Consider the following 25,269-nt stretch of genomic DNA (forward strand, 5'->3'; position numbering starts at 1 on the left):
TCCGTGATTGCGATCAGCGTGAACCGACCCCGACCCGCGCGCGATTACGCACCTCGTGACGGCCTCGGGTGCCGCGCGGGACCGCTGTGGCGCCGTCCGGGCGGTGTCGAGGTGGTAGGAAAGGGTACGTGTCTGCAACTGGCGAAGTATCCGGTCCGAACACCACATCTCGAGCCGTGTCCGAGGTGGTCGAATTGGTCAGTACGCTGATCCGGTTCGACACTTCCAACACTGGGGATCCGGCCACCACCAAGGGCGAGCGCGAATGTGCGCAGTGGGTGGCCGATCAGCTGCACCAGGCGGGATATACGACCGAGTACGTGGAGTCGGGCGCCCCGGGGCGCGGGAATGTGTTCGCGCGGCTGATGGGGGCCGATTCCAGCCGCGGTGCGTTGCTGATCCACGGACATCTGGATGTGGTTCCGGCCGAGGCCGCGGACTGGAGTGTGCATCCGTTCTCCGGGGCGGTGCGCGAGGGCTATGTGTGGGGGCGCGGCGCGATCGATATGAAGGATATGGTCGGCATGATGCTGGCCGTCGCGCGCCAGTTCAAGATCGAGGGGACGGTGCCGCCGCGGGATATCGTCTTCGCCTTCCTCGCCGATGAGGAGAACGGCGGCAAGTGGGGTTCGCAGTGGCTGGTGCAGAATCGGCCCGATCTGTTCGAGGGGGTCACCGAGGCGGTGGGGGAGGTCGGCGGCTTCTCGCTGACCGTGCCGCGCCCGGATGGCACCGACCGCCGGTTGTATCTGGTGGAGACGGCTGAGAAGGGGCTCGGCTGGATGCGGTTGCGCGCCAAGGCCCGTGCCGGTCACGGCTCGTTCCTACACGAGGACAATGCCGTCACAATTCTGGCCGCGGCGGTGGCGCGCCTCGGTAAACACACCTTCCCCCTGGTGCTTTCGGATTCGGTCGCGGAATTCCTGGCCGCGGTCGCCGAGGAGACGGGTCTGGAGTTCGACCCGTCGAGTCCCGATATCGAGGGTCAGCTCGCGAAGTTGGGCACCATCTCCCGCATTATCGGCGCGACCCTGCGCGATACCGCGAATCCGACCATGCTGCAGGCGGGTTACAAGGCGAATGTGATCCCGCAAACCGCCGAAGCGGTCGTCGACTGCCGTGTGGTGCCGGGGCGGCAGGCCGCGTTCGAGCGTGAGGTGGATGAGCTGATCGGCCCGGATGTCGAACGCGAGTGGATCACCAAACTCGATTCCTACGAAACGACATTCGACGGACATCTCGTCGACGCGATGAACGACGCCATTCTCGCGCACGACCCGCAGGGCCGCACCGTGCCCTATATGCTTTCCGGCGGGACCGACGCGAAGGCCTTCGCCCGCTTGGGTATTCGCTGCTTCGGCTTCGCACCGCTACAGCTGCCACCGGAATTGGACTTCACGGCACTGTTCCACGGTGTCGACGAGCGGGTTCCGGTACAAGCACTCGAATTCGGCACCCGGGTGCTGGAACACTTCCTGTTGCACAGCTGACGATCGAAAGGACCCACCGTGCCCGACTACTCCTACAATCCGTACGACGCGCTGCCCCAGGTGCCTAGCTTCACGGTGACGTCGGAGGATGTCGCCGATGGTCAGAGCTTCGGCAACGACCAGGTCAGCGGTGTCTTCGGCGCGGGCGGCAAGGATATCTCGCCGCAGCTGTCCTGGTCCGGATTCCCTGCGGAGACAAAGAGTTTCGCGGTCACCGTCTACGATCCGGACGCGCCGACCGCGGCCGGTTTCTGGCATTGGGCGGTGGCCGATATTCCGGTGAGCACCACCTCACTGCCGCGCGGAGCGGGTAGTGCGGGCGGCGTACTGCCCGAGGGGGCGGTCACGTTGCGCAATGACGGCGCGTTCCCGGGATATGTCGGTGCGGCGCCGCCGGCCGGACACGGGTACCATCGCTACTTCATCGTCGTGCACGCGGTGGATGTGGAGCGGTTGGGGATCGACGAGAACGGCACGCCCGCCTTTCTCGGCTTCAACCTGTTCTCGCACAGTCTCGCCCGCGCCACCATCGTCGCCAGGTATGAGGTCGCATAGTCACAAAACGACAGTGGCCCTGAGCTTTTGCTCAGGGCACCATTCGTTACGAGAGGTTCACCACCGATTCCGGCAGCGGCGTGGTGTACAGCGAGGCGATCTCCTCGGCGTACTTCACCGCGATCGGGTTGCGCTTGAGCTTCATGGTCGGGGTCAGCTCGTCACCGCCCGGCTCCCATGGGTTGCCGAGCACGGTGAACCGCTTGATCTGCTCGACGCGCGACAGTTTGCGGTTGCCCGCGACAACCGCGGCCAGCACCTCGTCGAGAATCTCCTTGCGGGTGGCCAGCGCGGCCAGATCATCTGCGGGCGTATCGATTTCCTTGGCCCGGATGGCGGCGGTGTCCGGATCCAGCACGATGAGCGCGGAGATGTACGGTTTGGCCTCACCGATCGCCACCACCTGACCGACCAGCGAGGAGGCCGCCTTGACCGCGTTCTCGATATTGGTCGGGGAAATGTTCTTACCCGACTCGTTGATGATCAGTTCCTTCTTGCGGTCCACGATGCGCACATAGCCGTCGGCATCGATGGTGGCGACGTCGCCGGTGGCCAGCCAGCCTTCGGCATCGAGCGCTTCCTTGCTCTTATCGGGCTGTTTGCGGTAGCCCGGCGTGACGATCGCGCCGCGCACCAGCAGTTCGCCGTCCTCGCCGAGCCGCAGCTCGAGGCCCTCGACGGCCCGGCCGACCGAACCCGGGCGGGGCTTGGCCAGTTCGGTGTAGGTGGCCACGCCGGTGGTCTCCGACATGCCCCACACCTCGGAGACGGTGAGTCCGAGTCCGAGGAAGTATTCGAGGGTTTCGGCCGGGATCGCGGCGGCGCCGGAAGCCGCGACCTTGAGGTTGTCCAGCCCGAGCGCGGCCCGCAGCTTCGACAGCACCAGCGCGTCGGCGACCTTGTACTGCGCGGCGAGCACCGGGCTGCGGCCGTTACCCGCCAGATCGGCGCGCGCGGCGGCGATGCCGGTGTTGATGGCCCAGTTCGCCAGCGCCTTCTTCACCGGGCTGGCTTCGGTGGCGAGCTTGCCGTCGATACCGGCCTTGATCTTCTGCCACACCCGCGGCACGCCGAAGAAGGTGGTGGGGCGCGCGTCGGGCAGTGCGGCGGCGATCTCACGCGGATCCGGCACACAGGTGATCAGGATGCCGGTGAGCAGGCTGATGGCATGTCCGGAGATGCGGTCGGCGACGTGCGCGGCCGGCAGGTAGGAGATGGCGCGGTCGTCGAAGCCGACCTGCAGCGGGCCGTTGACCAGCGCGATGATCTGGGCCAGCACATTGCGGTGGGTGATCTCCACGCCCTTGGACGGACCGGTGGTGCCCGAGGTGTAGATCAGCGTGGCGAGAGCGTCGGGGGTGATGGCCTGCCAGGCGGCGTCGAAATCGAAGTCGGCGGCCGGATTCGCCTCGAGGTCGGCCAGGCTTACCGTATCGGCGGCTGGGCCGTCGACCACCACGATGTGCTCGAGTTCGACGCCCGCCGCCTTGATCACGTCGAGGAAGGCGCGTTCGGTGATCACCACCTTGTTCTCTGCATTGGTGAACAGATGCGTGATCTGCTCGGGGGAGCTGGTGTTGTAGATCGAGAACGGGGTGGCGCCCAGATGCAGTGCGGCCGTATCGATCAGATTGAACTCGGGCCGATTGGTGAGCATGATGCCGACGGTGTCGCCGTGGCCGACTCCGAGTCCGGCGAGTCCGGCCGCGAGCGTGCGCACCCGCTCGCTGTATTCGCGCCAGCTGATCTCCGTGGTGCCGCCGACCGTCCGCAATGCGATCTGATCCGGCCGTAACTTCACGGTCTCCTGGAATGCTTCCGGCACGGTGTACACCGTCTTGCCGGACTCGTGCACGAAACCGATTTCTGTTGTCGTCATCTTCCCGTTTCCCGATATCTCTGGCGTGCACCGCGCCCGGCGCGACCGCATGGATTACACACGGTTCGAGACCCGCTGCTTTTGATAAAAAGCAGGCGACTCTATCGCATCGTGTCACGCAGTGGGGTAGCACCATGTGGCGCGGCTCACTCATGGTAGCCAGATCGGGGTAATTATGTCCGTTTCTTGGACGCGGGGAGTACACGGCGACGGCGGGCCTGACCGCGCATCGTCCAGAATCGCCAGATACGGCTCTTGCGTTTGAATACCGGCTGCAGCTCGGGCGCCCATGGCACATCGCTCACCGGAATCATGTGACCGCGGCGTCGCCGTTTGGCATCGAGATAGGCGGTGGCCCGCGCGCTGAGCATCGGGATGAGCAGCGGCACCGCGGTGACCGTCAGACCGACCGATCGCAGCTCGGCGACCTTGTCCGGATTGTTGGTCAGCAACTGGATCCTGGTCAGTCCGAGTTCCTGCAGACTCTTCGCCGCATGCAGGTAGTGGCGACTATCCGCCGGAAATCCCAGCCGCTCATAGCTGGTGAACGTGTCGACGCCCGAGCGTTGACTCTCCCGGTAGCCGAGCGCCTTGGCGACGAGCCCGACGCCGCGACCCTCTTGCTCCAGGTAGACGAGGACGCCACCACCCGCCTCCCAGAACAGATCGAGGGCCTTGTCGAGTTCAGGCCCACAGTCGCAGTCGTCGGAGCCGAGCACCTCACCGTATAGACACCGCGAGTGCACTCGCACCAGACAGTTGTCGGCAATATCGCCGAAGACGAGCACATGCCCGCACTCGGCGCCGCCGACCACCTCAATCACACGAACCTGCAGATCCTGCCCCTTGCGGGTGAGCCGATGGGCGGTCTCACCGCGCGTCGGCACAGCTGTGGTCAATGCTCCTCCGAAGACGACGGGATAGTGGTTTTGCCGACGCTTGCGGCATGAGAATACCCGGGCTGCCCTGCGAATAACGCACACTCCAAGCGATCACTGATGTCGGCGCGGTAGACCGCGCCGCCGAGGCTGTCAAGCACCCGCCGGCCGCTCCCCGGCGAGCTGGATGATGCGATCGATATCCCGAATCGATGGCATCGCGTTGGGAATGTCGCCGAACGACTGGGTCGCGACCATGGCCGCGGTCGCCCACCGGAATGCCGGTTCATCGGCCGGTCGACGCGCGGTGACGAGCTGATACGCCAGCGCCGCCGAAAACGCCGCGGCAGCGCCCGGCGAATCCTCCAGCGCGACCGGGAAATCCGAAATATCAGCATTGACATCCGCGGATCGAACGGTGCACCGGAACCCGTCGGTCAGACAAACCGCTCGCACCCCGAGACTGAGCAGCCGCTGGGCATCGTCAGGTCCCGCGGCGGAGCCGACGGGCATCATCCTGTGCAATTCCCACGGCGTACCGACGAGATAGTCGACGGCATCGAGATATTCATACAGGTATTGCGGCGATTCGACCGGTGGCGACGGATGCACCACCAGAGCGGGCGGGTGTGTCATGCCGCGAACCGCGGCAAGTACGCGCCGGATCGCGTCGGCGGGCTGTTCGAAGGTCAGCAGGATCGCGTCGGAGGATTCGAGCTCGTCGCGGAGTCTCGGGTCCCGCATATCATGTGCACCTTGCCAGAGCCGGTCGTCCTCGCAACCGATTTTGCTGGACACACCGGTACTGGTGATCATGACCGCCGTCACGTTGGTTTGTGCCTCGGGTACCACCGTGACCAGATCCGTATCAATATTCTCGGCGGCCAGGTAGTTGAGGATATGTCGGCCCGCGTCATCGTCACCGACGGCCGAGACCAAGCGCACGCGCAGTCCGAGGCGAGCGGCGGCGACCGCGCGGTTCAGCCCTTTACCGCCGGCGTGCACCTCGAAATTGCCGGGCGTGGATTTACCCGCCGACGGGATGTTGTGGACGCGGTAGATATGGTCGATCACCGCGGATCCGATGACCGTGACCACCCCTGGGTGCGATGGCGAGTCGGGCAGTGCGATACGGACTTTCGGCTCGGGTGTGAATCGGTAGTTCGACAGCGAGTACGTCGATGCGGCGGCGAGTCGACCGGCCAGCGCGGTGAACGCACGGCGTTCAGGTGTTGCTCGCAGCGACCGCACCGACGGCGCGTCGGGGATGGATTCGGCTCCGATCGCCTCATGCAACGACCGCCACTGCGCGGTCAGGTATTCGCGTCGCTCACCGAGGTCCGCGGCATACAGACGGGCGAGATCGATTCCGGCCGGGTGCTTTTCACGGAGCAGCCCGAGTGACAGTTCCGCGTCGGCTATCAAGCGGTTGGTGGGATCCAACTGCCGCGCCAGCTCGGTGACAACCGGCAGCACCGCCTCCTGCGGCGATTTACCATCCTGTTGCGCGCGCTCCTGTATGACCGGTAGATCCAACAGCGGGGCGACGTCGATCTCCGTGGTGCGCAACCGATCCGCACTCAAGCCCGAGCGCTTGCTGAGCCTGGTGAGGATGTTGCGGATGGCAACCGTGCGTGAGTCCTGCTGGACCATAGGTGAGTCTGTCCTCCCTGTCGCTGCCATCGTTCCCCGTGCCGCTCTCACGATATGCCCAATCGTCCGGGGTTTAGCCGCCGAGTGAACCGGCAATTACCAACTTACAACGGCAATTGACCGTAGTGAACGGCAAATGCCACACTGAGTTACGGCGACCAAGCGTCGTCCGCCAGATGACTCGGGAGGGCCTGGTGATGAAAGTGATTCTGCTGATGCGGCACGCACGGCGGCGCGGGGAGCCAAGGGCCGGCGGCACCGAAACCGAACTCGATCCGAACCACACCACCGCCTAGGTGAACGAATCGAGTTCGCCGGGACGACATTACGGCTGCTGACGCGGGAACAGGCCTTGGCGGGGATGGATCTCGCTGAGATCTGCAACACCCAGGATTTCCGGCACGACTCGACGGCTCGAGCACGGGCCTGCTATTGCGCCGGTCAGATCGGAATACCCCTCGAGCTCATCGGGCTCGAATTGCTCCACCGGAGGCACCCATGACCGTCGACACCACCGACTGGACCATGATCAGCGATATCACCCCTGAGTCGGCATACCGCGAGACCGGGTCGGGGGCCGCGGTCTGGCGACTGAGCTGGCTGCCGGATCAGCTGCTGACCCGTGAACAGGCGCTCGCTGGCATGGAACTCGACGAGATCCTCAGCGATCCGAACATCGTGCACGATCGGCATGCCCACGCAGACGCGGCCATTCTGGCCGGGCGGGTCGGCATCATCTGGGAGCAGGCGGTGATCCTGCTGTCGAAGCGGATCCTGGCCCGACTGCACCAGCGTCCCCATGGGATTCCGGACGATCCGGTGCAGGACGATCCGGTGCAGGACGGTACGACCGCGGGACGCTCGGTCTCCGATCACCGGATGTCGCTGCATGCCGGCCGGACACCGTGGGTGTTCCGATAACGCGCGGCACCGCGACGCATCGGCCGCCGGGAGGGGAGGCGTCCGTGCGGTCCATGTGATCGATAACCGCGTCACCGGTGACGGTGAGCATGCCGCGCGATTGCCACGGTTCGGCGTCGGTGACTATGCGCCACCCCCTGTGATGCTCTCGACTTGCCGCACACCAGCTCAGGCCGCACACATGCGAAATAGCATGTCCCGCAACACTGCATCGGCCGCACGAAACGACCGGTCGGGATCAGGTGTGCGCCACGTGTTCCGCGCCGATCGCTTCGGCGATCGAGTGGTAGCCGCCGTCGCGCAGGCGCTGGGCGATGCCGTGGTGGATGTGGCGCATCCAGAACGGTCCGCCGTAGATGAAACCGGTGTAACCCTGTAGCAGGCTGGCACCGGCGAGGATGCGCTCCCAGGCCTGGTCGGCGGTTTCGATGCCACCGACCGAGATCAGCACCAGACGGTCGCCGACGCGGCAGTAGAGGCGGCGCAGCACTTCCAGAGACCGTTCGGCGACCGGGGGCCCGGACAGCCCACCAGCGCCCATGGCCTCGACCTCGGCGGCGGCGCTACGCAGGCCGTCACGGCGGATGGTGGTGTTGGTGGCGACGATCCCGGCCAGGCCGAGTTCGACCGCGAGGTCGGCAACGGCGTCGACATCGTCGTCGGACAGGTCGGGGGCGATTTTCACCAGCACCGGGACCTCGACACTGTCGAGGACGGCCTGTAGGACTGGGCGCAGGGATTCGACGGCCTGCAGATCCCGCAGGCCGGGGGTGTTGGGGGAGCTGACATTGACGACGACGAAGTCGGCCAACGACCCGAGCAGGGATGCGCTCACCGCGTAGTCGGCTGCTGCGTCGGCGGGTTCGACGATTTTCGTCTTGCCGATGTTCGCACCGATCGGGATTCCAGCACGGCGGGTGCGCAGATGTTCGGCCGCGGCGGCGGCGCCGTGATTGTTGAAGCCCATCCGGTTGATCAGGCCGTGGTCGGCGGGCAGCCGGAAAAGCCGCGGCGCGGGATTGCCCGGCTGCGCCTGTGCGGTGACGGTGCCGATTTCGGCGAATCCGAATCCCATTGGCGCCCAGGCGTTCACACCGTCGGCATTCTTGTCGAATCCGGCGGCCAGTCCGAGCGGGGCGGGGAAGTCGACGCCGAAGACCTGGTTGCGCAGGATCGGATCGTCGGTGGTGAGCACCTTGGTCATCGCCCAACGCGACGGCGCGAGCCGAGCGGCCAGCCGCATGGCCGTGAACGCCAGATGATGTATGCGTTCCGTCGGCAGCAGGAACATCAGGCGCAGCAACAGTGAATACATGGCCTCACATTCCCGGTTCGGGCTGGGGTAGTAGTGCGGATTTTCGACGCCGCAACAGCACCCGCCTGCTGCCGTCGGTGTAGGCCCGCACCCGCGACAGTTCCCAGCCGCCGAATTCGGCTTGGATGGCCAGCCGCATCGACGCCGTCACTCGGGTCACCTCCGGTGGGAGCCGCAGTGGCACGTATTCGTAGTCGTCACTGGTGGTTTCCCAGCTCGCCGGTAGCGTTGTGCGTGATTGTGGCGCCATCACTGCCCTTTCTTCCGCTGGTCCGCGCGGATCCGTTGCAGACCGTCTCCGGTTGCGGAACCGACGAACAGGTCACCGGTGCGCTCGTCGATGGTCGCCGAGTTCGGCTGGCGAACCGTCGGATAACGACCCACCTCTTTCGGTATACCCGACGAAAGGTCGAATCCGACGACTTCATTGCTCTGCGTACACGTCACCCACACGGTGTCGGACCGCTGATCGTAGGCAAGCGCATAAGGCGACGATCCTACCGGGAATCGCTGTCGCAGGACGAGCGGTCCGGCGGTGTAGACCAACAGTTCATTACCCGCGGTGTCGGTGACGGTGATGCGGCCGAACGGATCGGTGATCAGGTTGGTTGCGCCGTCGCCTGCGCGAAGTGACAGGCCGAGACGGTCTTTGCCGAGGTTGAGCTGGGTGAGCGAGGTCTGGCGGCGGTCCAGCACCGAGACGTGGTCGCCGGTGAGGGCAAGGGCGTCGGCGGAGACGAGCCCGGAAATCGTGTCGGTAACCTTGCCCTCGGGGGACAGCTCGCGCACCTTGCCGTCCGCGGTGCCGACGAACATCGTGCCGTCGTCACGGTAGCGCACCGATCGGGCATCCCCGTCGACGGGCACCTCGGTGGTGACGCCTGAGGTGATGTCGACACGCATGATTCGGCCGTCGGCGGGGATCAGCAGTTCACCCGGCTTGCCCTGAGCCAAGCCGAAACCGTGGGCGGGCAGCAGGACGGTACGCATCTCCGGATCCGGCACGCCGGTGGGATCGACGCGGGTGAACGTCGCGGGGTCGATAACGAACAACATTCTGCTCGTGTCGTGGCTCGCCTCCAGCGCAACCAGTTGTCCGGTGCCCGCCTCGACGAACAGTGCGCCGACCGGGTTGTCGAGCCCCCATACATCCCCGGCAGGTTGCGCACTCCGCTCGGGCGCGACCGCCGCGGTCGCCGCGGGTCGCGTTTGCAGCTTGTCGCTATCGGAGTCGGAAGAGCATCCGGCAAGCAGCGCTAACACCGCCACACCTGCGAGCGCTGCGGACAGCGAACCATGTGGGCCCATCCACCGAACTCCTTACTGGGACGAATCATCCGCTACCGCACCATCTGACCATGATGGTGCACCTGTCCGGCCTACCGGGGGTGGTCGCTGACCGAGAATGCCGGTGATCGGGGTTACGGTTGGTTTGAAACAGTGTCCAGTTCAGGAGATCCGGTTGAAAGCCGACCATCCATCGGGATTTGCCATCGATGACATAACCGTTGGTCCGTTTGCTCACGGATTCGGCACCACGGCCGACGGCAGGCCCTACGCCTTCCGCACCGTGCGCTCCACCGTGCAGCTGGAGATCTACCGCGCCGACCTCGACAGTGCTGTGCCCGGACCGGAGGATGTGGTCGCCGTCGCGCAGGCCCGGGTTACCGATATCGACCTCGACGACGAACGCAGCGTCGTGGCGCTGGTGCGCGACATGATTCCGGATGCGCAACCGGTTGAGACTGCCCCGGATCGTGACATGACAACCGTGCGGGCCCTGCTGGGCCGGATCAGTTCGGTTATTGATGGTATGTAGATGGGGATGGCAACCACACGATTCGTCTGTTCCGCGCTCACCGCGGCCGCCCTGGTCGCGGTGGCGGCGGCATGCAGCACCGGACCGGACGAGGCCTCGGTCGATGCCGCCCGTTCCTCGGCCAATACTTCGCTGTCGTCCTCGATCGCGGCCTCCTCGAGCGCCGCGCACCGGCCGCTGCCGACGGCCGCCGAATTGGACGCGCAGATCAAACGCGCCCTGGATCCGGCACTGCCCGACTCCGAACGCACCGACCTCATCGAGGACGGTGCGGCATTCCGCGGCGCCATCCCCGATATGTACAAGGCGCTGCGGGACAATCCGCACGCCATCTACGGGGTCACCGATCCGGTCTTCGACAACCGCGACGGCACACTGACCGCGACCATGCGCCTGGACAAGGACGGCACTGGCACCGCGGTCCGAACCACCGTCGTGCACTTCGTGCTGCTCGACGGCAAGTGGAAGATCTCACGCACCGATCTGTGCGGCATCCTGCGCTCGGCCGACTACCGCACCCCGGCCTGCGGCTAGATGATCGAATCCGGTTCGCTGCGGTGGGGACGTCTCATCCACCGTCACCGCTATCTGGTGTTGGGAATCGCCATTGTCGCGGTGTTGCTCTCAGGCTGGTACGGCCGGGACTCGGCGGGCCGGCTGACCCAAGAGGGCTGGTTCGACGAGAACAGTGAATCGGTGGCCGCCGCCAAGATCGCCGATGCCACCTTCGGCCGCGATACCGACAGCGACATCATCCTGCTCTACACCACGCCCGAGGGCATGACCGTCGACGACCCGACCGTGCGTGCGGCAGTGACCAGTTCACTGAAGCAACTATTGCTCGATCACCCCGACCGGATCCAGAAGATCGATAGCTATTGGGACAGCCCCTTCGCTGCGCGGGCCACCGATCCCTCGCACACCCACGCCTTCGCCAGCGTCGGATTGCGCGGAGAGGGCACGACGACGGTCGAGAACTACACGGCGATCAAGGGTGAGCTGGGTGCGGGGCACGCGGGCGGTGGACCCGGTGGCACCACGGTGCAGTTGGCCGGGCTACAGCCGATTGTCGAGGGCATCAATCAGGGCATGCAGGACGATATTCGCCGGGCCGAGATCATCGCGCTGCCGATCGTGGCGATCCTGCTGTATTTCGTTTTCGGCGGCCTGGTCGGGGCGTTGCTGCCGGTGCTGATCGGCGGGATGACGGTGCTCGGCACCCAGGGCACCATCCGGATGCTCACCGATCACATCGAGGTCAACGTTTTCGCCAGTGCGGTCGTCACTTTGGTGAGTTTGGGGCTGGCGATCGACTACGGGCTGTTCACCGTGACCCGGTTCCGGGAGGAGTTGGCCGCCGGGCACAGCGTCGAGGATGCGGCGGCGCGCACGGTCGCCACGGCCGGGCGCACCGTGCTGTTCTCGGCCGCAATCATCGCGATCAGCCTGGCGGCATTGTTCATCTTCCCGAACGGGGTGCTGCGGTCGGTGCCCTATGGCGGCATCAGTTCAGTGCTGCTCGCGGCACTGCTGTCGGTGACGGCGCTGCCCGCGGTGCTGAGCATCGTCGGGCGGCGGATCGACCTGTGGGGTTGGCAGCGCTTCTCGCGCACCAAGACCGAAGCACAAATCGCCGCCGGATTCTTCGCGCGGTTGGCGACGCGGGCGATGCGTCGGCCGTGGGCGGTGGTGGTGCCGATCGTGCTCGGGCTGCTCGCGTTGATCATCCCGATTCGCAATATCGAGTTCGGCGGGATCAGCGAGCGGTATCTGTCCGAGGACAATCCGGCGCGGGTCGCGCAGGAACGGTTCGACACGTTGTTCCCGAATTTTCGCACCGAGCCGCTCAAACTGGTGGTGGTGGGCGCGAATCCGCAACAGCTCAGCGATATTCGCTACGAGGCGAGCCGGATTCCCGGTCTGACGGGTCGTTTCGAACCCGGTGCGTCGACCAAGGACGGGATCAATGTGCTCACCGCCGGTCTCGCCGACAAACGCAATGCGGATGCGGTGATCGATGCGGTGCGGGCGATTCCGGAGCCCGACGGGGTGGACATCATGGTGACCGGGGTGCCCGCGCTCGAGCGCGACAGCATCAATGGATTGCTCGTGCGACTGCCGTTGCTGGTCGGTCTGCTGGCGGGCGCGGCGTTGGTGATGCTGTATCTGGCATTTCGATCGATGGTGTTAGCGCTCAAGGCCGTTGTGATGAGCGCATTGAGTCTGGCCTCGACCCTGGGCGTGCTCACCTGGGTGTTCGTTGAGGGGCACGGGGCCGGAATCTTCGACTTCACGCCCGGACCGCTGATGTTCGCGGTGCTGGCGCTCATCGTGACGGTCGTGTTCGGGCTGTCCACCGACTACGAGGTGTTCCTGCTGTCGCGGATGGCCGAGGCACGCGCGGACGGCGCGTCGCCACCGGAGGCCATCCGATACGGTATCGCCCACACCGGCGGCGTAATCACTTCTGCCGCCGCGATTCTCATCGTGGTGACCGGCGCGTTCGGCTTCTCCGATCTGGTGTTGATGAAATACATCGCCTACGGCATGATCGCGGCGCTGGTCCTGGACGCGTCCGTGGTCCGCATGCTGTTGACGCCCGCGGCGTTGAAGCTGGTCTGGCGTTGAGTGGACCGCTGTGTGGGCGAGAGGATCGAGAATGATCGTGCTCAGGGGCACGAATTCGGCCCTGATGTGTCTGCTGGAGCTCGGGATGCTCGCCGGCGCGGCTATCCGGGGCTCTACCCTCGACGCGAAACCTTCGGTGCGCAAAGCTCAGCGGCGAACGGGCAGGACCAGTTGGGCGCCGGTTACCGGGTGGTCGAGGACTTCGACGGGGTGTTGGTAGACGCGGCTGAGGAGTTCGGTGGTGAGGACTTTGCGGGGTGGGCCGGCGGCCGCGATGCGGCCGGATTCCAGGACGGCGACGCGGTCGGCGTAGGCGGCGGCTATGCCGAGGTCGTGCAGGACGACGACAACGGCGGTACCCGCGGCGGCCCGGGCGGTGGCCAGGCGCAGCACCGCTTCCTGGTGGCCGAGGTCGAGGGCGGCGGTGGGTTCGTCCAATAGCAGGGTTCCGGTGTCCTGGGCGAGGACACGGGCCAGGGCAACGCGCGCGCGTTCACCACCGGACAGCGTCGGAAATGCCCGGGCGGCAAGGTGTTCCACATCGGCGGCGGACATGGCTGCGGCGATCTGTTCGTCATCAGAGTTCCGCCGCTCGGTGCGCACCCACGGGGCACGACCCATCGCGACCACCTCGCGAGCGGTGAACGGAAATCCGACGGTATGGCTCTGCGGCAATACCGCCCGGCGTCGCGCCATATCAACATGCGACCAGTGGCCCAGTGCCCGCCCATCGAGTTCGATCGTGCCCTCGCTCAGCTCCAGCTCACCCGCGAGCGCCGCAAGCAACGTCGACTTACCCGCCCCGTTCGGCCCCACCAATGCCACGATCTCGCCCGCGACAACATCGAAGTCGACCGCTTCGAGCACCCGGCGGGTACGTGCCCCCGCAGCACCACGCCGGTCGACGCTCACACCACTGGCCCGAAGCGTCACCGCACCCCGCTTCGGCGGCACCGGCAACTCGTGCGTCCGCATGAACACCGAACTCAAACCCTCCAGCACCCCACTCACACCTCCGCCCTACCCGCGGGCTCTGTCGTCCCCGCCCAGCGGTGGGTGGCGTTGAACTCTGTGATCAACGGCGCAGCCACCAACCCGCTGACGGCCCCCGCGGCTCGGCGACACCGGTTGGCCGTCACGTCACCGCAACAGCCGAACTCCTTCTGTTGGTTCGCATTTATTGTGGGCGCCGACAAGCGCTGTGAATTCCGAGAAGCCGCGCGAATGCTCCGGGGGGTACGACAAGCAGCGCGACGCCACCTTCGGAGCACGTGCGGATCGGTGGTGTACCAGGTGTTTTCACGGCTCATGCCCAACCTCCGGCGCGGGCGCGGGTGCGGCGCAGAAGCCAGAAGAAGAAGGGGCCGCCGATGAGGGAGGTGAGCATGCCGAGGGGAAGGTCGGCATTGTGAACCAGGGAGCGGGCGGCGACGTCGGCGGCGAGGAGCACGACCGCACCGACGATGGCGCTCAACGGGACCAGAATGCGGTGGGCGGGTCCGACCAGCATGCGGACGACATGCGGCACGATCAGGCCGACGAACAGCACGATGCCGGTGAAGGCGACGCCCGCGGTGGCGAGGACGGCGACCACCACGATGACGTTGCGCCGCAAGCGCTCGACATCGACACCCAGGTGCCGCGCGGCGGATTCACCGAGGGCGAGCAGGTCCAGGCGCGGCGCGATGAGCACAGCGGCGAGAATGCCGAGAGCTGCGAGCGGAGCGACAACGCGCACCGCATCCCAGGTGGCTCCGTTGAGACTGCCCAGCTGCCAGAACACGATCTGATCGCGGGCTGCTGGGGTCGCGATGAACAGCAGGAAAGCGATCAGCCCACCCGCGAAGGCGTTGATCGCGACACCGGTCAGTACCAGCGTGACCACCTCGGTGCGCCCGTTCGAGCGCGACAGCAGATACACCAGCAGTGTGGTCAACAGCCCGGCCGCGAATGCGGCCGCCGCCACCGACCACGCCGCGACGAACGCGCCACCCACCACGATCACCGTGCCCGCACCGACCGCCGCCCCCGCCGACACTCCGATCACGCCCGGCTCGGCGAGCGGATTCGCGAACACCCCCTGCAACAATGCACCGGCTGTCGCCAATGCCGCCCCGACCAGGATCGCGAGCACAACGCGCGGGAACCGCACCTCCCACAGCGTCACCTCACCCGCCGGATGCGCGGGCATCGGCCCCCAGTCCAACCCGATCCGATGCAACACGCTGCCCGCCACCTCGGCGGGCGTGGTCGGCACCTGCCCGATCGCCGCCGACGCCAACGCCAACACCACCAGCGCGGCCACCGCGACCCCGAACACGATCGCGGTCCGCGACCACCCGCGCGACCTGGGCGCAATCGGATGCGGACTGTGCGGCATCGCAGAGTCCGTCGCGGTCGTACCGGTAGCCCCTTCGCTCACGTCAGCACCTGCCCGATCACTGCCTGCACACAATCGCGGTGCCCCCGGGCCTCCGCGACCTCGGCTCGACCGGATAGCGACCGCACGGCATCGCCGAGTCCGTTGGCGTCGTCCTCATTGCCGGCGGTTATGACCCGATCGCTGCGATCTGCCACGCACCATGACGTACTGCTCATGCGGGCTCGGTGCCGTAGACGGCCTCGCTGAGGGCGGCGATCACCCGCCCGGTGTTCGGGCCGAAACTCAACACCACCGAGTCGGCCATATCGACAACGCGCTTGTTGCGCCCGGCGGGTGTCTGCGCGATGCCGGGCACCTTTTCCAGCCCGTCGACACCGCCAACCGATTTCAGCCCGTCCGACATCACCAGCAGTACGTCCGGCGCGGCCGCGATCATGGCCTCACTGGTCGTCGCGACGAACGGCTCGGTCAACCCGGCCGCGGTGCCCGCATCACGTGCGCCGAGTGCGGCGATGAGCGCGTCCGCGCCGGAGCCGGGTCCGGCGAGCATGGTGATGGCGGTGCTGCGCAGGTAGAGGAAGGCGATGGTGAGGGGTTTGTCCTGCTTGGGCACCGCGGCGCTGGCAGCGGCGATTTCGTCGCGGGTGCGCTGTGCCAGGGCCTGGCCGCGCTCGGGCACGCCGAGTGCGGCGGCGACCGCTTCGATCTGCGGCACCACCCCGTCCATGGTGCGCTGCGGATCGAAGTAGACGACCGTCACCCCAGCCGCGCGTAGCTGCTCGCGGACCTGAGGGGCGGCGCTGGTGCTGTCGGTGAGAAAGACCGAAGGACGCAGTGCCAGTACGGATTCCACGTTCAGGGAACCGCTGCCACCGGTCACGATGGGCAGATTCGCCACCGCGGGAAACCCGGCCGCGGTGCTGCGACCGACCAGTTTGGCACCCATGCCCAATGCCCAGACCGTCTGCGCGAGTGTGCCGAAGCGGTCCGCTGCGATGATGCGGCCGGCATCGGTGACCGTCACCTCGGTCCCGTCGAAGGATCGGACGGTCGCGGGCAGCGTGGGCGTGGGTTCGGGCCCGATCGGCACCGGATCGAGGTTCTCCAGTTTCGCGGTGATCGGCCCGCGGCCGCTATTACTCGTGGAATCGCTGCCGGTGCCGCAGGCCGAACCGACCAACAGGGTCAGTGCCAGCACGGCCAGGAGGGAACACACCCCGCCGGATCGGACACGGTCGAGAAACCTCATGCAGGTAAGGCTAGCCTCCCTCATCGACTCACCCCGCGGTGCGTGCGCTGACATCGTCGAGCGCGGCCGCGATGGCACGCGGAAGTTCCAGCGTCTCGGCGGCCAGCACTCCGGTGAGCTGCCCGATATCGCGCGCACCCACGATCATGCTCGCGATGCCCGGACGGTCCCGGATCCAGGCCAGGGCAACGGCCAACGGTGAGGTGGCCAATCCGTCCGCAGCGGTGACCAGCGCCTCGACCACCCGGGTCGCGTGGTCGTCGAGCCGGTGTCGGATCTCGGCCGCGGTCGCCTCATCCGCGCCGCGCGAATCGGCGGGCACCCCGTCGCGGTATTTGCCGGTGAGAATGCCCCCCGCCAGCGGCGCGGTGGCGATCAGCCCCACGCCGTGATGCTGCGCGGCCGGAATGAAATCGGTTTCGGTGTCGCGGGTCAGCAGTGAGTACGGGGTCTGCGCGACAGTGATGGGCGCGACCGCGGCGAGGCTGGCGACCTGCCAGGCATTGAACCCGCGCGCACCCGCATAGCGGACGCGTCCGGAGCGCACCGCGAATTCGAGGGTGGCGGCTACCTCATCGAGCGGGGTCGCCGGATCCCAGGCGGCGACATGCCAGATATCCAGATAGTCGGTGCCCAGTTCGAGCAGCGTCCGATCGAGCTGACGCAGCAGCGCGCGCCGCGAGGTGTCCACCGACGGACGCACCGGCTCCAGCTCGGGCACGGTCGGTCCGACCGGTGCGGGCATGCTGCGCGGCGCGACACCCGCGCAGCCGCTGAGTACCAGATCGTCGCGGGAGACCAGATCGCCGAGCAGTTCGGCCAGAATCCGTTGTGCCGCACCGCCGGCGTAGGCGGGGGAGGTATCGACCAGCGTTCCGCCCGCCTCGGCGAATGCCACCAGCTGCACCGCTGCATCGTCGGTATCGGTATGCGCACCCCAGGTGTGGGTGGCAAGTCCTATCCGGGACACCCGTAGGCCGCTGCGGCCCACCGTCCGCTGTTCCATCACCGTGTCCGCACAATCGTCACGGCGCCAAGCCTAGAGTGTGGATACGCAACTCGACGTCCACCAGCAGCGTGGGTCGCACGGTCGAGCCGGGCATGCTGCCGCCATCTCGACACTGTACTGTCGCTGCGTGATTGCGGCGGTGGTCACAGTGATGCGATCGATCGCCGGACCAATTGCCTAGTAGGAACACATATTTCGGGCGGAAGTGGAGGGTTCGTGGTCGGCGAGTCGATGACCTGGGTGCAGGCCTTGATTCTTGGTCTGGTGCAGGGTCTCACGGAGTTTCTGCCGATCTCTTCCTCGGCGCATCTGCGCATCGTGTCGTCGGTGTTCTTCGGCGATGACGCGGGCGCCTCGTTCACCGCGGTCACCCAGTTGGGCACCGAGGCGGCGGTGCTGGTGTTCTTCGCCAAGGACATCTGGCGGATCATCGTCGCGTGGTTCGCCGGGCTGCGCGATCGGCTGACCACACGTGGCGAGCCGGAGCTGCCGCTGCACGATCAGCCCACCATGCGCCTCCCGGTCATCACCGCCGATCGCAAGCGCGTGCTGGACGAGCAGGCGCAACGTGAACTCGACTACCGCATCGGCTGGTATGTGATCATCGCGACGATCCCGATCGGTGTGCTGGGGTTCCTGTTCAAGGATCAGATCCGCACCGGTGCCCGCAATCTGTGGCTGGTCTCGTTCATGCTGGTCGCGTTTGCGCTGGTCATCGCGGCAGGTGAGTACTACGGACGCAAGATCCGCCCGATCGAGCAGTTGACCACCCGCGACGGTCTGATCATGGGCTTCGCGCAATGTCTGGCCTTGATCCCGGGTGTGTCGCGTTCCGGCGCGACTGCGACGGCGGGTCTGTTCCTCGGGCTGGAGCGCGAAGCGGCCGTGCGGTTCTCGTTTCTGCTGGCCATTCCCGCGGTGACCGCATCGGGTCTGTTCAGCCTGCCCGACGCGTTCGAACCGGCGGGTGAGGGTCTCAATGCCAGCGGTGCGCAGCTGCTGGTCGCGACGATTCTGGCGTTCGTCGTCGGGTACGCCTCGGTGGCGTGGCTGTTGAAGTTCGTCGGCAATCATTCCCTGGGCTGGTTCGTCGGCTATCGCATCGTGCTCGGGCTGACGGTTATGGGCCTGCTCGCCGGCGGAGTGGTGTCGGCGACATGATCGTTAGGCTGGTGCCATGACGGTGATCCTGCTGCGGCACGGTGTTTCGACCTCGAACACCGCCCGCACCCTCGCCGGGCGCAGTGCGGGCGTCGATCTCACCGAGCACGGCAATACCCAGGCCCGCACCGTCGCCGAACGGCTCGCCGCGCTGCCGATCGAGCACATCGTGCATTCGCCGCTGCTGCGCTGTCAGCGCACGATCGCCCCGCTCGCGGAAAAACTCGGTCTGGAACCGGAATCCGACGATCGCTTGATCGAGGTCGACTATGGCGACTGGACCGGTAAGGCGATCGCGGATCTGCTCAGCGAACCGCTGTGGAAGGTGGTGCAGCGGCACGCCTCCGGCGCGGTCTTCCCCAGCGGCGAAGGTTTGGCGCAGGTGCAGATCCGTGCGGTGGCCGCGGTGCGCGAGCACGATCGACGGTTCGCCGAAAAGGCCGGTCACGATGTGTTGTGGGTGGCGTGCACGCACGGTGACGTGATCAAATCCGTGCTCGCCGACGCGCTCGGCCTGCATCTCGACGGTTTCCAGCGCATCGTGGTGGAACCCGCCTCGATCAGCATTGTGCGCTATACCCCGACCTCGCCGTTCGTGGTTCGGCTCAACGACACGGGGGCGGATCTGTCCGGTTCGGCAAAACCGCAACGGCCCGCCTCCGCTTCCGCGACTTCCACCGCCCCCGAGGCCGGTCCGGTTCCCGGTGGCGAGCTGGGGGGTACCCCGAGTGCGGATAATGGGAATGCGGAGCTTCGAGATTCCTTGTAAACGAGTAGGTGGCGTGTTGCGGAGTCCAGCGCCACGGGTAGTCGATCAGGGTCACGTATCAGGAGGTGCAGATGTCTCGCGCAATCCACGTATTTCGCACCCCCGATCGTTTTGTCGCCGGGACCGTCGGTGAGCCGGGCGATCGCGCGTTCTATCTGCAGGCCGTGCAGGAACCACGGGTGGTCAGCGTGTTGCTGGAGAAGCAGCAGGTAAAGGTGCTCGCCGATCGGATGGGGCTGCTGCTGGACGAGGTCGCACGTCGCTTCGGCGCCGAGGTGCCGCCACAGGCCGAGGACATCTCCGACAGCGACCCGTTGGTGACCCCGATCGACGCGGAGTTCCGGGTCGGCACCATGGGCCTGGGTTGGGACGCCGATGCGGGTGCGGTGGTGGTAGAGCTGCTGGCGATCACCGAAACCGAGGTCGACGAATCGGTGGTGCTCGATGACACCGAGGAGGGTCCCGATGCGGTGCGGGTGTTCCTGACCCCGATCCAGGCGCGCGAGTTCGCGTTGCGCTCCACCCGGGTGATCGCGGCGGGTCGGCCGCCCTGCCCGCTGTGTGGGGAGCCGCTCTCGGCGCGCGGGCATATGTGTGTGCGAACCAATGGATACAAGCGCGGGGATATTTTCGGCGCGGCCGAGCTAGAGGAGTAGTTCGTGGCCGAGCCTCGGTGGCACACCGCGGAACTGACGGTGATCGGGCGGGTGACGACCGCGAGCAATGTCACCCTCGTCTGCGATTCGGAGGGCTCCGACGGCGTTCGCATGGTCTACAAGCCGGTGCGCGGGGAGCGACCGCTGTGGGATTTCCCGGACGGCACCCTGGCCGGGCGCGAGGTGGCCTCGTATCAGGTGTCGGATGCGCTCGGCTGGGGTGTGATTCCGGAGACGATCCTGCGCGATGGCCCGTACGGGCCGGGCATGGTGCAGCGCTGGGTGGAGTCGGTGGACAACCACACCGATCAGGGCAACCGGCTCGATCTCGTCGATCTGGTGCCGTTGGGCGCGGTGCCGGACGGGTTCTGCGAGGTGCTGCGCGCCCAGGATCCGGCGGGCAACGAGGTGTCGCTGATCCACGCCGACGATCCACGGCTACAGCGGATGGCGGTGCTCGATGTGCTGCTCAACAATGCCGACCGCAAGGGCGGGCACGCGTTGGAAGGTGTCGATGGGCAGGTCTACGGCGTCGACCACGGTATCTGCCTGCACAGTGAGCACAAATTGCGCACGGTGCTGTGGGGGTGGGCGGGTAAACCCATCTGCGACGGGCTGATGGCCGATATCGCCGCCTTCACCAAAGCGCTGCCGGGCGCGGTCGCCGATGGTCTCGCACCACATATCACCGATGCCGAGATCGATGCGCTCGCCGACCGTGCGCAGGAGCTGCTGGACAATCCGGTGATGCCGATGCCGAGGACCTCACGGCCGATTCCCTGGCCCGCGTTCTGAGTTGAGTCGACCAGCGTACGGTGCCACGTTGCACCGTACGCCGAACTGCACGAGATGCTTGGTTGTCCGGTGGCCACACTTGCCGCGTCTTCACCGATCCCCAGGTCTCGCCGCGGGCGGGCAGGCTCCCCCTGCTGAGCTCGGATCCCTCGAACTCGATACGCATTTCCTCGGTTCCACACACGCTCCGGCGACCGGAAGCATCCTGCGGCTCGAACCGAGCTCAGCTCACCAGCGGGCGGACCTCGGTTCCGACGAAGCGAACGAATTCGATCAGATCCGGATCGTCGTCGGTCGGTTCGAGGACTACGGTGTCGGCGCCCGCCTCGGCGTAGCGCCGAACGGTGGCGGCGATGGTGTGTGCGTCGCCCGCGACGCCTGCTGCGGGCGAGTGCTCGCCGGAGTTGCGTTGCTGGGCAGCTGTGAGGCGTTCGGCGGCATCCGGGCCGGTAGCCGTGAGCAAGTAGACGATGAGCCGATGTGGTTCGGTGCGTGCGGCTTTCGCTCGGCCTTCCTCGATGCGCGCACGGGCGGTGCGGACGCCGTCAGGGGTGGTTCGTGAGGTGAGGATGGTGGCGTCGGCGAGTTCACCGGAGAGTCGCAGCGTCTGCGGGCCGGTCGCGGCGGCGGTGATCGGTGGGGGTGTGGTGGGTGGCCAGTCCAGGGCGACATCGTCGAGGCGCACGTATCGGCCTGCGGTTCTGACCTTCTCACCGTTCAACAGGCCGCGCAGCGCACCCAGCTGTTCCCGCAGCAGCGTCATCGGCGATTCGACCCGCGCGCCGACCTGTCCCATCCAGTCCTGCACACCGTGCCCGAAACCCGGAATCACCCGCCCCGGATGCAGCCGCAGCAGGGTCGCCACCTCCATGGCGGTGAGCGCGACATTCCGCAGCGGCACCGGCATCACCCCGATCCCGACGCGCACCCGCTCGGTTCGCGCCAACACCGTTGCGGCCGTTGCGATCCCACCGGCCCAGAAACAGTCCTCCCACAACCACAGTTCTTCCAGACCGCTGTCCTCGGCCGCGGCCGCCACCGCGAGTAAGCGTTCGGGGGAAACATGGGGCATCGACACGGCACCGAGAACAGTCACCCGACCAATCTAGCGTGATCCCACTCGCCCCCTGCCGAATTCGCGCGCTCGGCGCTCACGACGAACTCGGCGATAGTGACCTGCGCCACTCGCGGTGATTCGATCTGCCGGACGGCAATCATTGACATCCGGCTTCGACGACATCGGGGCAGGTCAGATCATCGGTGGTTGCCGGACAACCTACCGTTGGGAGCAGGGTGCGGCGCAATGGCCGCCACCGCACCTCTACCCTCGAATCATGCAGTCCTGGTCCGATACCGCCCTACCGACCATTCCCGGAGCAGGGCCACCGTTGCGGTTGTACGACACCGCCGACCGGCAGGTTCGCCCGGTGACCCCGGGCCCTACGGCCACCATGTACGTCTGTGGGATCACCCCCTATGACGCCACCCATCTCGGGCATGCCGCCACTTACCTGACCTTCGACCTGGTCAACCGGCTGTGGCGCGATGCGGGCCATGAGGTGCACTACGTGCAGAACGTCACCGATGTCGACGACCCACTGTTCGAGCGCGCCGACCGCGACGGTATGGACTGGCGCGAGCTGGGCACCCGCGAGATCAATCTGTTTCGCGAGGACATGTCCGCTCTGCGCATCGTGCCGCCGCGCGACTACATCGGTGCCGTGGAGTCCGTCGACGAGGTCGTCGAATTCGTGGAGAAGCTGCTGGCCTCCGGCGCGGCGTACACGGTCGACGATGCCGAGTATCCGGACATCTACTTCCGCGCCGATGCCACCGAACAGTTCGGCTACGAATCCGGCTACGACCGCGCAACCATGGAGCGCCTGTTCGCCGAGCGCGGCGGCGATCCGGACCGTCCAGGTAAGCGCGACACCATCGACGCGCTGCTGTGGCGCGCCGCGCGGCCCGATGAGCCGTTCTGGCCGGCGCCATTCGGTGCGGGCCGACCCGGCTGGCATATCGAGTGTGCGGCGATCGCGCTCAACCGCGTCGGCCCCGAATTCGATATCCAGGGCGGCGGCAGCGACCTGATCTATCCACATCACGAGTACTCCGCCGCACACGCGGAGGCTTTGATCGCGGGCCGCCGCTTCGCCCGCCACTATGTGCACGCCGGTCTCATCGGCCTGGACGGCGAGAAGATGTCCAAATCGCGCGGCAATTTGGTGCTCGTATCCAAGCTGCGTGCTGCGGGCGTCGACCCCGCCGCCATCCGCCTCGGTCTGCTCGCCGGTCACTACCGTCAAGACCGCATGTGGACCGACGCCGTCCTCGCCGACGCCACTGCCCGCCTGGACCTGTGGCGCCGAGCCGCCGCCTGCACCTGCGGCCCAGCCGCCGAAGACACTGTCGCCCGCCTCCGCCAACACCTCGCCGACGACCTCGACACCCCGAAAGCCCTTGCTGCCGTGGATAACTGGGCCAACCAGACCCTGAACTACGGCGGCCAGGACCCCGCGGCCCCGACCTTGATCGCGACTGCCGTAGACGGCCTGCTGGGCATAGCGCTGTAATCCCGCGGCTGCTCTGCGCGGCAGCGGTGTTCCGCGCAGATGAGATCGTGGGCCGGTGCTATTTCGGATTCTCGTCGCGTCGGGCGTACTCGCCATGGCGCCTGGTCGGACATGGCCGTTGTGACGAGGCGCGTGGTGGCGTCCAGCTGGTACGACGGACACTGAACCAGCAGAGGCGTCGGTCGGATGCTTCGGCCGGACCCGCCGCCGAGATCAGCTTGCAACCTCGAGGAGTTCTCGTTGCTGGGACGGCGTTCGGGTGGTCAAGCGCCACAGCGAGGTCACTTCCGCGGCTCGGGCTGCGTGCAGCGGGTCTGTGGTGTCGCGGGGTCTGGAGTGGCGGGGCCTGGTATCGATCCGGTCGACGATGTGCAGGCCTGCCGAGTCGATGGCGGTGAGAAGTTCTGTGCGGGTGCGCAAGCCGAAACGTTCGGCCAGATCGGACAGGACCAGCCAGGCCTCACCGCCGGGTTCGAGGTGCGCCGGGAGGCCGTTCAGGAAGGCGCTGAGCATGGCGTTGTCCGGGTCGTAGACACCTTGGTCGATGGCGGAGTTCGGACGGGCCGGCAGCCAGGGCGGATTGCAGACGATCAGGTCTGCGCGGCCGTCGGGGTACAGGCCGTGGCCCTGGATAGCGATGCGGTTCGTAAGACCGAGCCGGTCGATATTGTCGCGGGCACACACGAGTGCGCGCGGATTGATATCGGTGACGACGATGTGGTCGAGGCCGCGGCGGGCCAGCACTGCCGCGAGCACGCCGGTTCCGGTTCCGAGGTCGAATGCCGTGTGGTGCTCGACCGGTAACGGCGCCTGGGCGACCAGATCGACGTATTCGCCGCGCACGGGGGAGAACACCCCGTAGTGCGGGTGGATCCGCGCGCCGAGAGCCGGTACCACGACACCGGTTTCACGCCACTGGTGTGCCCCGATCGCGCCGAGCAATTCGGTCAACGCGATCACCATCGGCTCGCGCGTGGACCCGTACGCCTCGGTGCATGCTCGTCGCACATCGGGCGCGCGCCGCAATGCCAGCGAACGGTCCGGTTCCAATTGCACGATCAGTCGGCCCAACACCCGGGCCCGCTGTCCGCGCGCCCGTCGGTAGAGGTGAAAGGATTCGGCCGGTCCTGCGCCCTTCGGTACCGGTTTGCGGTCGATGCGGCGGCCCAATGCCCGCAACAGTTGACGCGCGTTGTGGAAATCGCCGCGCCACAGCAGCGCTGTCCCCTGGCAGGCCAGGCGGTAGGCGATATCGGCGCGCATGCGGTCATCGGCGACGGTGACGTGCTCGGGCACCGCTACCGCGCTTTCGGAATGCCACTGCGCGCTGTGGTCGGTATCTGCTTCGGTCCAGTGAATGGTCGACATGGGATGCTCCTCGTGATCGGACGTGCGTTGGCACGGAGAGCACTTCGACGAGGAGCGAGCGAACGGCCCGAATCAGCCGGGGCTGCAAGGACGGACTAGCGGTCCCGCGTCGAAGCGCGAGCACCGAAGTCGCCGAGGACCATACCGAGCGTCATGAGCAGCCCTTTC

24 protein-coding genes are annotated in these 25,269 nt (G+C 66.6%); 11 read left to right on the forward strand and 13 right to left on the reverse strand.

What is annotated here, in order from left to right:
* Nucleotides 1–128 precede the first annotated feature (128 nt).
* Nucleotides 129–1,490 (forward strand): M20/M25/M40 family metallo-hydrolase, encoded by a 1,362-nt coding sequence (locus tag AB0J29_RS04405; protein WP_364779097.1) that lies wholly within the window; start codon nucleotides 129–131, stop codon nucleotides 1,488–1,490.
* Nucleotides 1,491–1,508: 18 nt separating this feature from the next.
* Nucleotides 1,509–2,045: a YbhB/YbcL family Raf kinase inhibitor-like protein gene (locus AB0J29_RS04410; protein ID WP_364779100.1), complete on the forward strand. Its 537-nt coding sequence runs from the start codon at nucleotides 1,509–1,511 to the stop codon at nucleotides 2,043–2,045.
* Nucleotides 2,046–2,091: 46 nt separating this feature from the next.
* Here the strand turns inward: AB0J29_RS04410 and AB0J29_RS04415 are convergent, their stop codons facing one another.
* From AB0J29_RS04415 to AB0J29_RS04425, 3 genes are all read right to left on the reverse strand, one after another.
* Nucleotides 2,092–3,924, reverse strand: coding sequence for a long-chain fatty acid--CoA ligase (locus AB0J29_RS04415; protein WP_364779103.1), 1,833 nt, complete (start codon nucleotides 3,922–3,924; stop codon nucleotides 2,092–2,094).
* 173 nt (nucleotides 3,925–4,097) lie between these two features.
* Nucleotides 4,098–4,823, reverse strand: coding sequence for a GTP cyclohydrolase II (locus AB0J29_RS04420; RefSeq protein WP_364779106.1), 726 nt, complete (start codon nucleotides 4,821–4,823; stop codon nucleotides 4,098–4,100).
* 132 nt (nucleotides 4,824–4,955) lie between these two features.
* On the reverse strand, nucleotides 4,956–6,455 hold the full coding sequence (locus AB0J29_RS04425) for a PfkB family carbohydrate kinase (RefSeq protein ID WP_364779109.1): 1,500 nt from the start codon (nucleotides 6,453–6,455) through the stop codon (nucleotides 4,956–4,958).
* A 498-nt stretch (nucleotides 6,456–6,953) separates the two neighbouring features.
* Between AB0J29_RS04425 and AB0J29_RS04430 the strand changes: the two genes are divergently transcribed.
* Nucleotides 6,954–7,376 (forward strand): hypothetical protein, encoded by a 423-nt coding sequence (locus AB0J29_RS04430; protein WP_364779112.1) that lies wholly within the window; start codon nucleotides 6,954–6,956, stop codon nucleotides 7,374–7,376.
* A gap of 238 nt (nucleotides 7,377–7,614) precedes the next feature.
* Here the strand turns inward: AB0J29_RS04430 and AB0J29_RS04435 are convergent, their stop codons facing one another.
* The 3 genes from AB0J29_RS04435 to AB0J29_RS04445 are packed head-to-tail and all read right to left on the reverse strand — an operon-like array spanning nucleotide 7,615 to nucleotide 9,999.
* Nucleotides 7,615–8,691 carry a quinone-dependent dihydroorotate dehydrogenase gene (locus AB0J29_RS04435; protein ID WP_364779115.1) on the reverse strand — a complete coding sequence of 359 codons (1,077 nt, stop codon included), beginning with the start codon at nucleotides 8,689–8,691 and terminating at the stop codon, nucleotides 7,615–7,617.
* Nucleotides 8,692–8,695: 4 nt separating this feature from the next.
* The gene (locus tag AB0J29_RS04440; protein WP_364495564.1) at nucleotides 8,696–8,941 is read right to left on the reverse strand and encodes a DUF5703 family protein; all 246 of its coding nucleotides are present in this window, start codon (nucleotides 8,939–8,941) and stop codon (nucleotides 8,696–8,698) included.
* Complete coding sequence (locus AB0J29_RS04445; protein ID WP_364779118.1) at nucleotides 8,941–9,999, reverse strand: hypothetical protein; 1,059 nt, start codon at nucleotides 9,997–9,999, stop codon at nucleotides 8,941–8,943. The genes AB0J29_RS04440 and AB0J29_RS04445 overlap by 1 nt, the downstream gene beginning before the upstream one ends.
* A gap of 154 nt (nucleotides 10,000–10,153) precedes the next feature.
* Here AB0J29_RS04445 and AB0J29_RS04450 point away from each other — a divergent pair, with 154 nt between their 5' ends.
* Genes AB0J29_RS04450 through AB0J29_RS04460 form a run of 3 tightly spaced genes read left to right on the forward strand, consistent with a single transcriptional unit; the run spans nucleotide 10,154 to nucleotide 13,138 of the window.
* A complete protein-coding gene (locus tag AB0J29_RS04450) occupies nucleotides 10,154–10,510 on the forward strand; it encodes a hypothetical protein (protein ID WP_364779120.1) in 357 nt (118 codons plus the stop codon).
* 6 nt (nucleotides 10,511–10,516) lie between these two features.
* Complete coding sequence (locus tag AB0J29_RS04455; protein ID WP_364779122.1) at nucleotides 10,517–11,044, forward strand: hypothetical protein; 528 nt, start codon at nucleotides 10,517–10,519, stop codon at nucleotides 11,042–11,044.
* On the forward strand, nucleotides 11,045–13,138 hold the full coding sequence (locus AB0J29_RS04460) for an MMPL family transporter (protein ID WP_364779124.1): 2,094 nt from the start codon (nucleotides 11,045–11,047) through the stop codon (nucleotides 13,136–13,138).
* Between the two features lie 147 nt (nucleotides 13,139–13,285).
* Here AB0J29_RS04460 and AB0J29_RS04465 read toward each other — a convergent pair whose 3' ends face one another.
* From AB0J29_RS04465 to AB0J29_RS04485, 5 genes are all read right to left on the reverse strand, one after another.
* Nucleotides 13,286–14,113, reverse strand: coding sequence for a heme ABC transporter ATP-binding protein (locus tag AB0J29_RS04465; RefSeq protein WP_364779955.1), 828 nt, complete (start codon nucleotides 14,111–14,113; stop codon nucleotides 13,286–13,288).
* A 331-nt stretch (nucleotides 14,114–14,444) separates the two neighbouring features.
* Nucleotides 14,445–15,518, reverse strand: coding sequence for an iron ABC transporter permease (locus AB0J29_RS04470; protein WP_364779959.1), 1,074 nt, complete (start codon nucleotides 15,516–15,518; stop codon nucleotides 14,445–14,447).
* A gap of 38 nt (nucleotides 15,519–15,556) precedes the next feature.
* Nucleotides 15,557–15,715: a hypothetical protein gene (locus AB0J29_RS04475; RefSeq protein ID WP_364779126.1), complete on the reverse strand. Its 159-nt coding sequence runs from the start codon at nucleotides 15,713–15,715 to the stop codon at nucleotides 15,557–15,559.
* A 17-nt stretch (nucleotides 15,716–15,732) separates the two neighbouring features.
* On the reverse strand, nucleotides 15,733–16,770 hold the full coding sequence (locus tag AB0J29_RS04480) for an ABC transporter substrate-binding protein (RefSeq protein ID WP_364779128.1): 1,038 nt from the start codon (nucleotides 16,768–16,770) through the stop codon (nucleotides 15,733–15,735).
* A 28-nt stretch (nucleotides 16,771–16,798) separates the two neighbouring features.
* Nucleotides 16,799–17,776 carry an aldo/keto reductase gene (locus AB0J29_RS04485; RefSeq protein ID WP_364779130.1) on the reverse strand — a complete coding sequence of 326 codons (978 nt, stop codon included), beginning with the start codon at nucleotides 17,774–17,776 and terminating at the stop codon, nucleotides 16,799–16,801.
* 234 nt (nucleotides 17,777–18,010) lie between these two features.
* Here AB0J29_RS04485 and AB0J29_RS04490 point away from each other — a divergent pair, with 234 nt between their 5' ends.
* From AB0J29_RS04490 to AB0J29_RS04505, 4 genes are all read left to right on the forward strand, one after another.
* Entirely contained in the window at nucleotides 18,011–18,940 is a 930-nt protein-coding gene (locus tag AB0J29_RS04490; protein ID WP_364779962.1) for an undecaprenyl-diphosphate phosphatase, read from the forward strand.
* Between the two features lie 16 nt (nucleotides 18,941–18,956).
* Nucleotides 18,957–19,709, forward strand: a complete 753-nt coding sequence (locus AB0J29_RS04495) for a histidine phosphatase family protein (protein WP_364779136.1) — start codon at nucleotides 18,957–18,959, stop codon at nucleotides 19,707–19,709.
* 71 nt (nucleotides 19,710–19,780) lie between these two features.
* The gene (locus tag AB0J29_RS04500) at nucleotides 19,781–20,365 is read left to right on the forward strand and encodes a DUF3090 domain-containing protein (RefSeq protein WP_062993133.1); all 585 of its coding nucleotides are present in this window, start codon (nucleotides 19,781–19,783) and stop codon (nucleotides 20,363–20,365) included.
* A 3-nt stretch (nucleotides 20,366–20,368) separates the two neighbouring features.
* The gene (locus tag AB0J29_RS04505; RefSeq protein WP_364779139.1) at nucleotides 20,369–21,160 is read left to right on the forward strand and encodes an SCO1664 family protein; all 792 of its coding nucleotides are present in this window, start codon (nucleotides 20,369–20,371) and stop codon (nucleotides 21,158–21,160) included.
* Between the two features lie 223 nt (nucleotides 21,161–21,383).
* On the opposite strand, the gene AB0J29_RS04510 is transcribed toward AB0J29_RS04505, so the two are convergent.
* Nucleotides 21,384–22,232: an LLM class flavin-dependent oxidoreductase gene (locus AB0J29_RS04510; RefSeq protein ID WP_364779965.1), complete on the reverse strand. Its 849-nt coding sequence runs from the start codon at nucleotides 22,230–22,232 to the stop codon at nucleotides 21,384–21,386.
* Between the two features lie 262 nt (nucleotides 22,233–22,494).
* Here AB0J29_RS04510 and mshC point away from each other — a divergent pair, with 262 nt between their 5' ends.
* Entirely contained in the window at nucleotides 22,495–23,733 is a 1,239-nt protein-coding gene (gene mshC, locus AB0J29_RS04515) for a cysteine--1-D-myo-inosityl 2-amino-2-deoxy-alpha-D-glucopyranoside ligase (protein WP_364779142.1), read from the forward strand.
* Nucleotides 23,734–23,946: 213 nt separating this feature from the next.
* Here mshC and AB0J29_RS04520 read toward each other — a convergent pair whose 3' ends face one another.
* The gene (locus tag AB0J29_RS04520; RefSeq protein ID WP_364779146.1) at nucleotides 23,947–25,101 is read right to left on the reverse strand and encodes a class I SAM-dependent methyltransferase; all 1,155 of its coding nucleotides are present in this window, start codon (nucleotides 25,099–25,101) and stop codon (nucleotides 23,947–23,949) included.
* Between the last annotated feature and the right edge of the window lie 168 nt (nucleotides 25,102–25,269).

The organism is Nocardia sp. NPDC049707 (genome assembly GCF_040674855.1).
Lineage (GTDB): Bacteria > Actinomycetota > Actinomycetes > Mycobacteriales > Mycobacteriaceae > Nocardia.

Excerpts from the sequence above, each read along its gene's own strand:
- AB0J29_RS04445 (WP_364779118.1), bottom strand. The coding sequence starts at position 9,999 with ATGGGCCCACATGGTTCGCTGTCCGCAGCGCTCGCAGGTGTGGCGGTG.
- AB0J29_RS04485 (WP_364779130.1), bottom strand. The coding sequence starts at position 17,776 with ATGGAACAGCGGACGGTGGGCCGCAGCGGCCTACGGGTGTCCCGGATA.
- AB0J29_RS04480 (WP_364779128.1), bottom strand. The coding sequence starts at position 16,770 with ATGAGGTTTCTCGACCGTGTCCGATCCGGCGGGGTGTGTTCCCTCCTG.
- AB0J29_RS04415 (WP_364779103.1), bottom strand. The coding sequence starts at position 3,924 with ATGACGACAACAGAAATCGGTTTCGTGCACGAGTCCGGCAAGACGGTG.
- AB0J29_RS04465 (WP_364779955.1), bottom strand. The coding sequence starts at position 14,113 with ATGCGGACGCACGAGTTGCCGGTGCCGCCGAAGCGGGGTGCGGTGACG.
- AB0J29_RS04425 (WP_364779109.1), bottom strand. The coding sequence starts at position 6,455 with ATGGTCCAGCAGGACTCACGCACGGTTGCCATCCGCAACATCCTCACC.
- AB0J29_RS04440 (WP_364495564.1), bottom strand. The coding sequence starts at position 8,941 with ATGGCGCCACAATCACGCACAACGCTACCGGCGAGCTGGGAAACCACC.
- AB0J29_RS04460 (WP_364779124.1), top strand. The coding sequence starts at position 11,045 with ATGATCGAATCCGGTTCGCTGCGGTGGGGACGTCTCATCCACCGTCAC.
- AB0J29_RS04435 (WP_364779115.1), bottom strand. The coding sequence starts at position 8,691 with ATGTATTCACTGTTGCTGCGCCTGATGTTCCTGCTGCCGACGGAACGC.
- AB0J29_RS04455 (WP_364779122.1), top strand. The coding sequence starts at position 10,517 with ATGGCAACCACACGATTCGTCTGTTCCGCGCTCACCGCGGCCGCCCTG.
- AB0J29_RS04510 (WP_364779965.1), bottom strand. The coding sequence starts at position 22,232 with ATGCCCCATGTTTCCCCCGAACGCTTACTCGCGGTGGCGGCCGCGGCC.
- mshC (WP_364779142.1), top strand. The coding sequence starts at position 22,495 with ATGCAGTCCTGGTCCGATACCGCCCTACCGACCATTCCCGGAGCAGGG.
- AB0J29_RS04495 (WP_364779136.1), top strand. The coding sequence starts at position 18,957 with ATGACGGTGATCCTGCTGCGGCACGGTGTTTCGACCTCGAACACCGCC.
- AB0J29_RS04500 (WP_062993133.1), top strand. The coding sequence starts at position 19,781 with ATGTCTCGCGCAATCCACGTATTTCGCACCCCCGATCGTTTTGTCGCC.
- AB0J29_RS04470 (WP_364779959.1), bottom strand. The coding sequence starts at position 15,518 with ATGCCGCACAGTCCGCATCCGATTGCGCCCAGGTCGCGCGGGTGGTCG.
- AB0J29_RS04490 (WP_364779962.1), top strand. The coding sequence starts at position 18,011 with ATGACCTGGGTGCAGGCCTTGATTCTTGGTCTGGTGCAGGGTCTCACG.
- AB0J29_RS04430 (WP_364779112.1), top strand. The coding sequence starts at position 6,954 with ATGACCGTCGACACCACCGACTGGACCATGATCAGCGATATCACCCCT.
- AB0J29_RS04520 (WP_364779146.1), bottom strand. The coding sequence starts at position 25,101 with ATGTCGACCATTCACTGGACCGAAGCAGATACCGACCACAGCGCGCAG.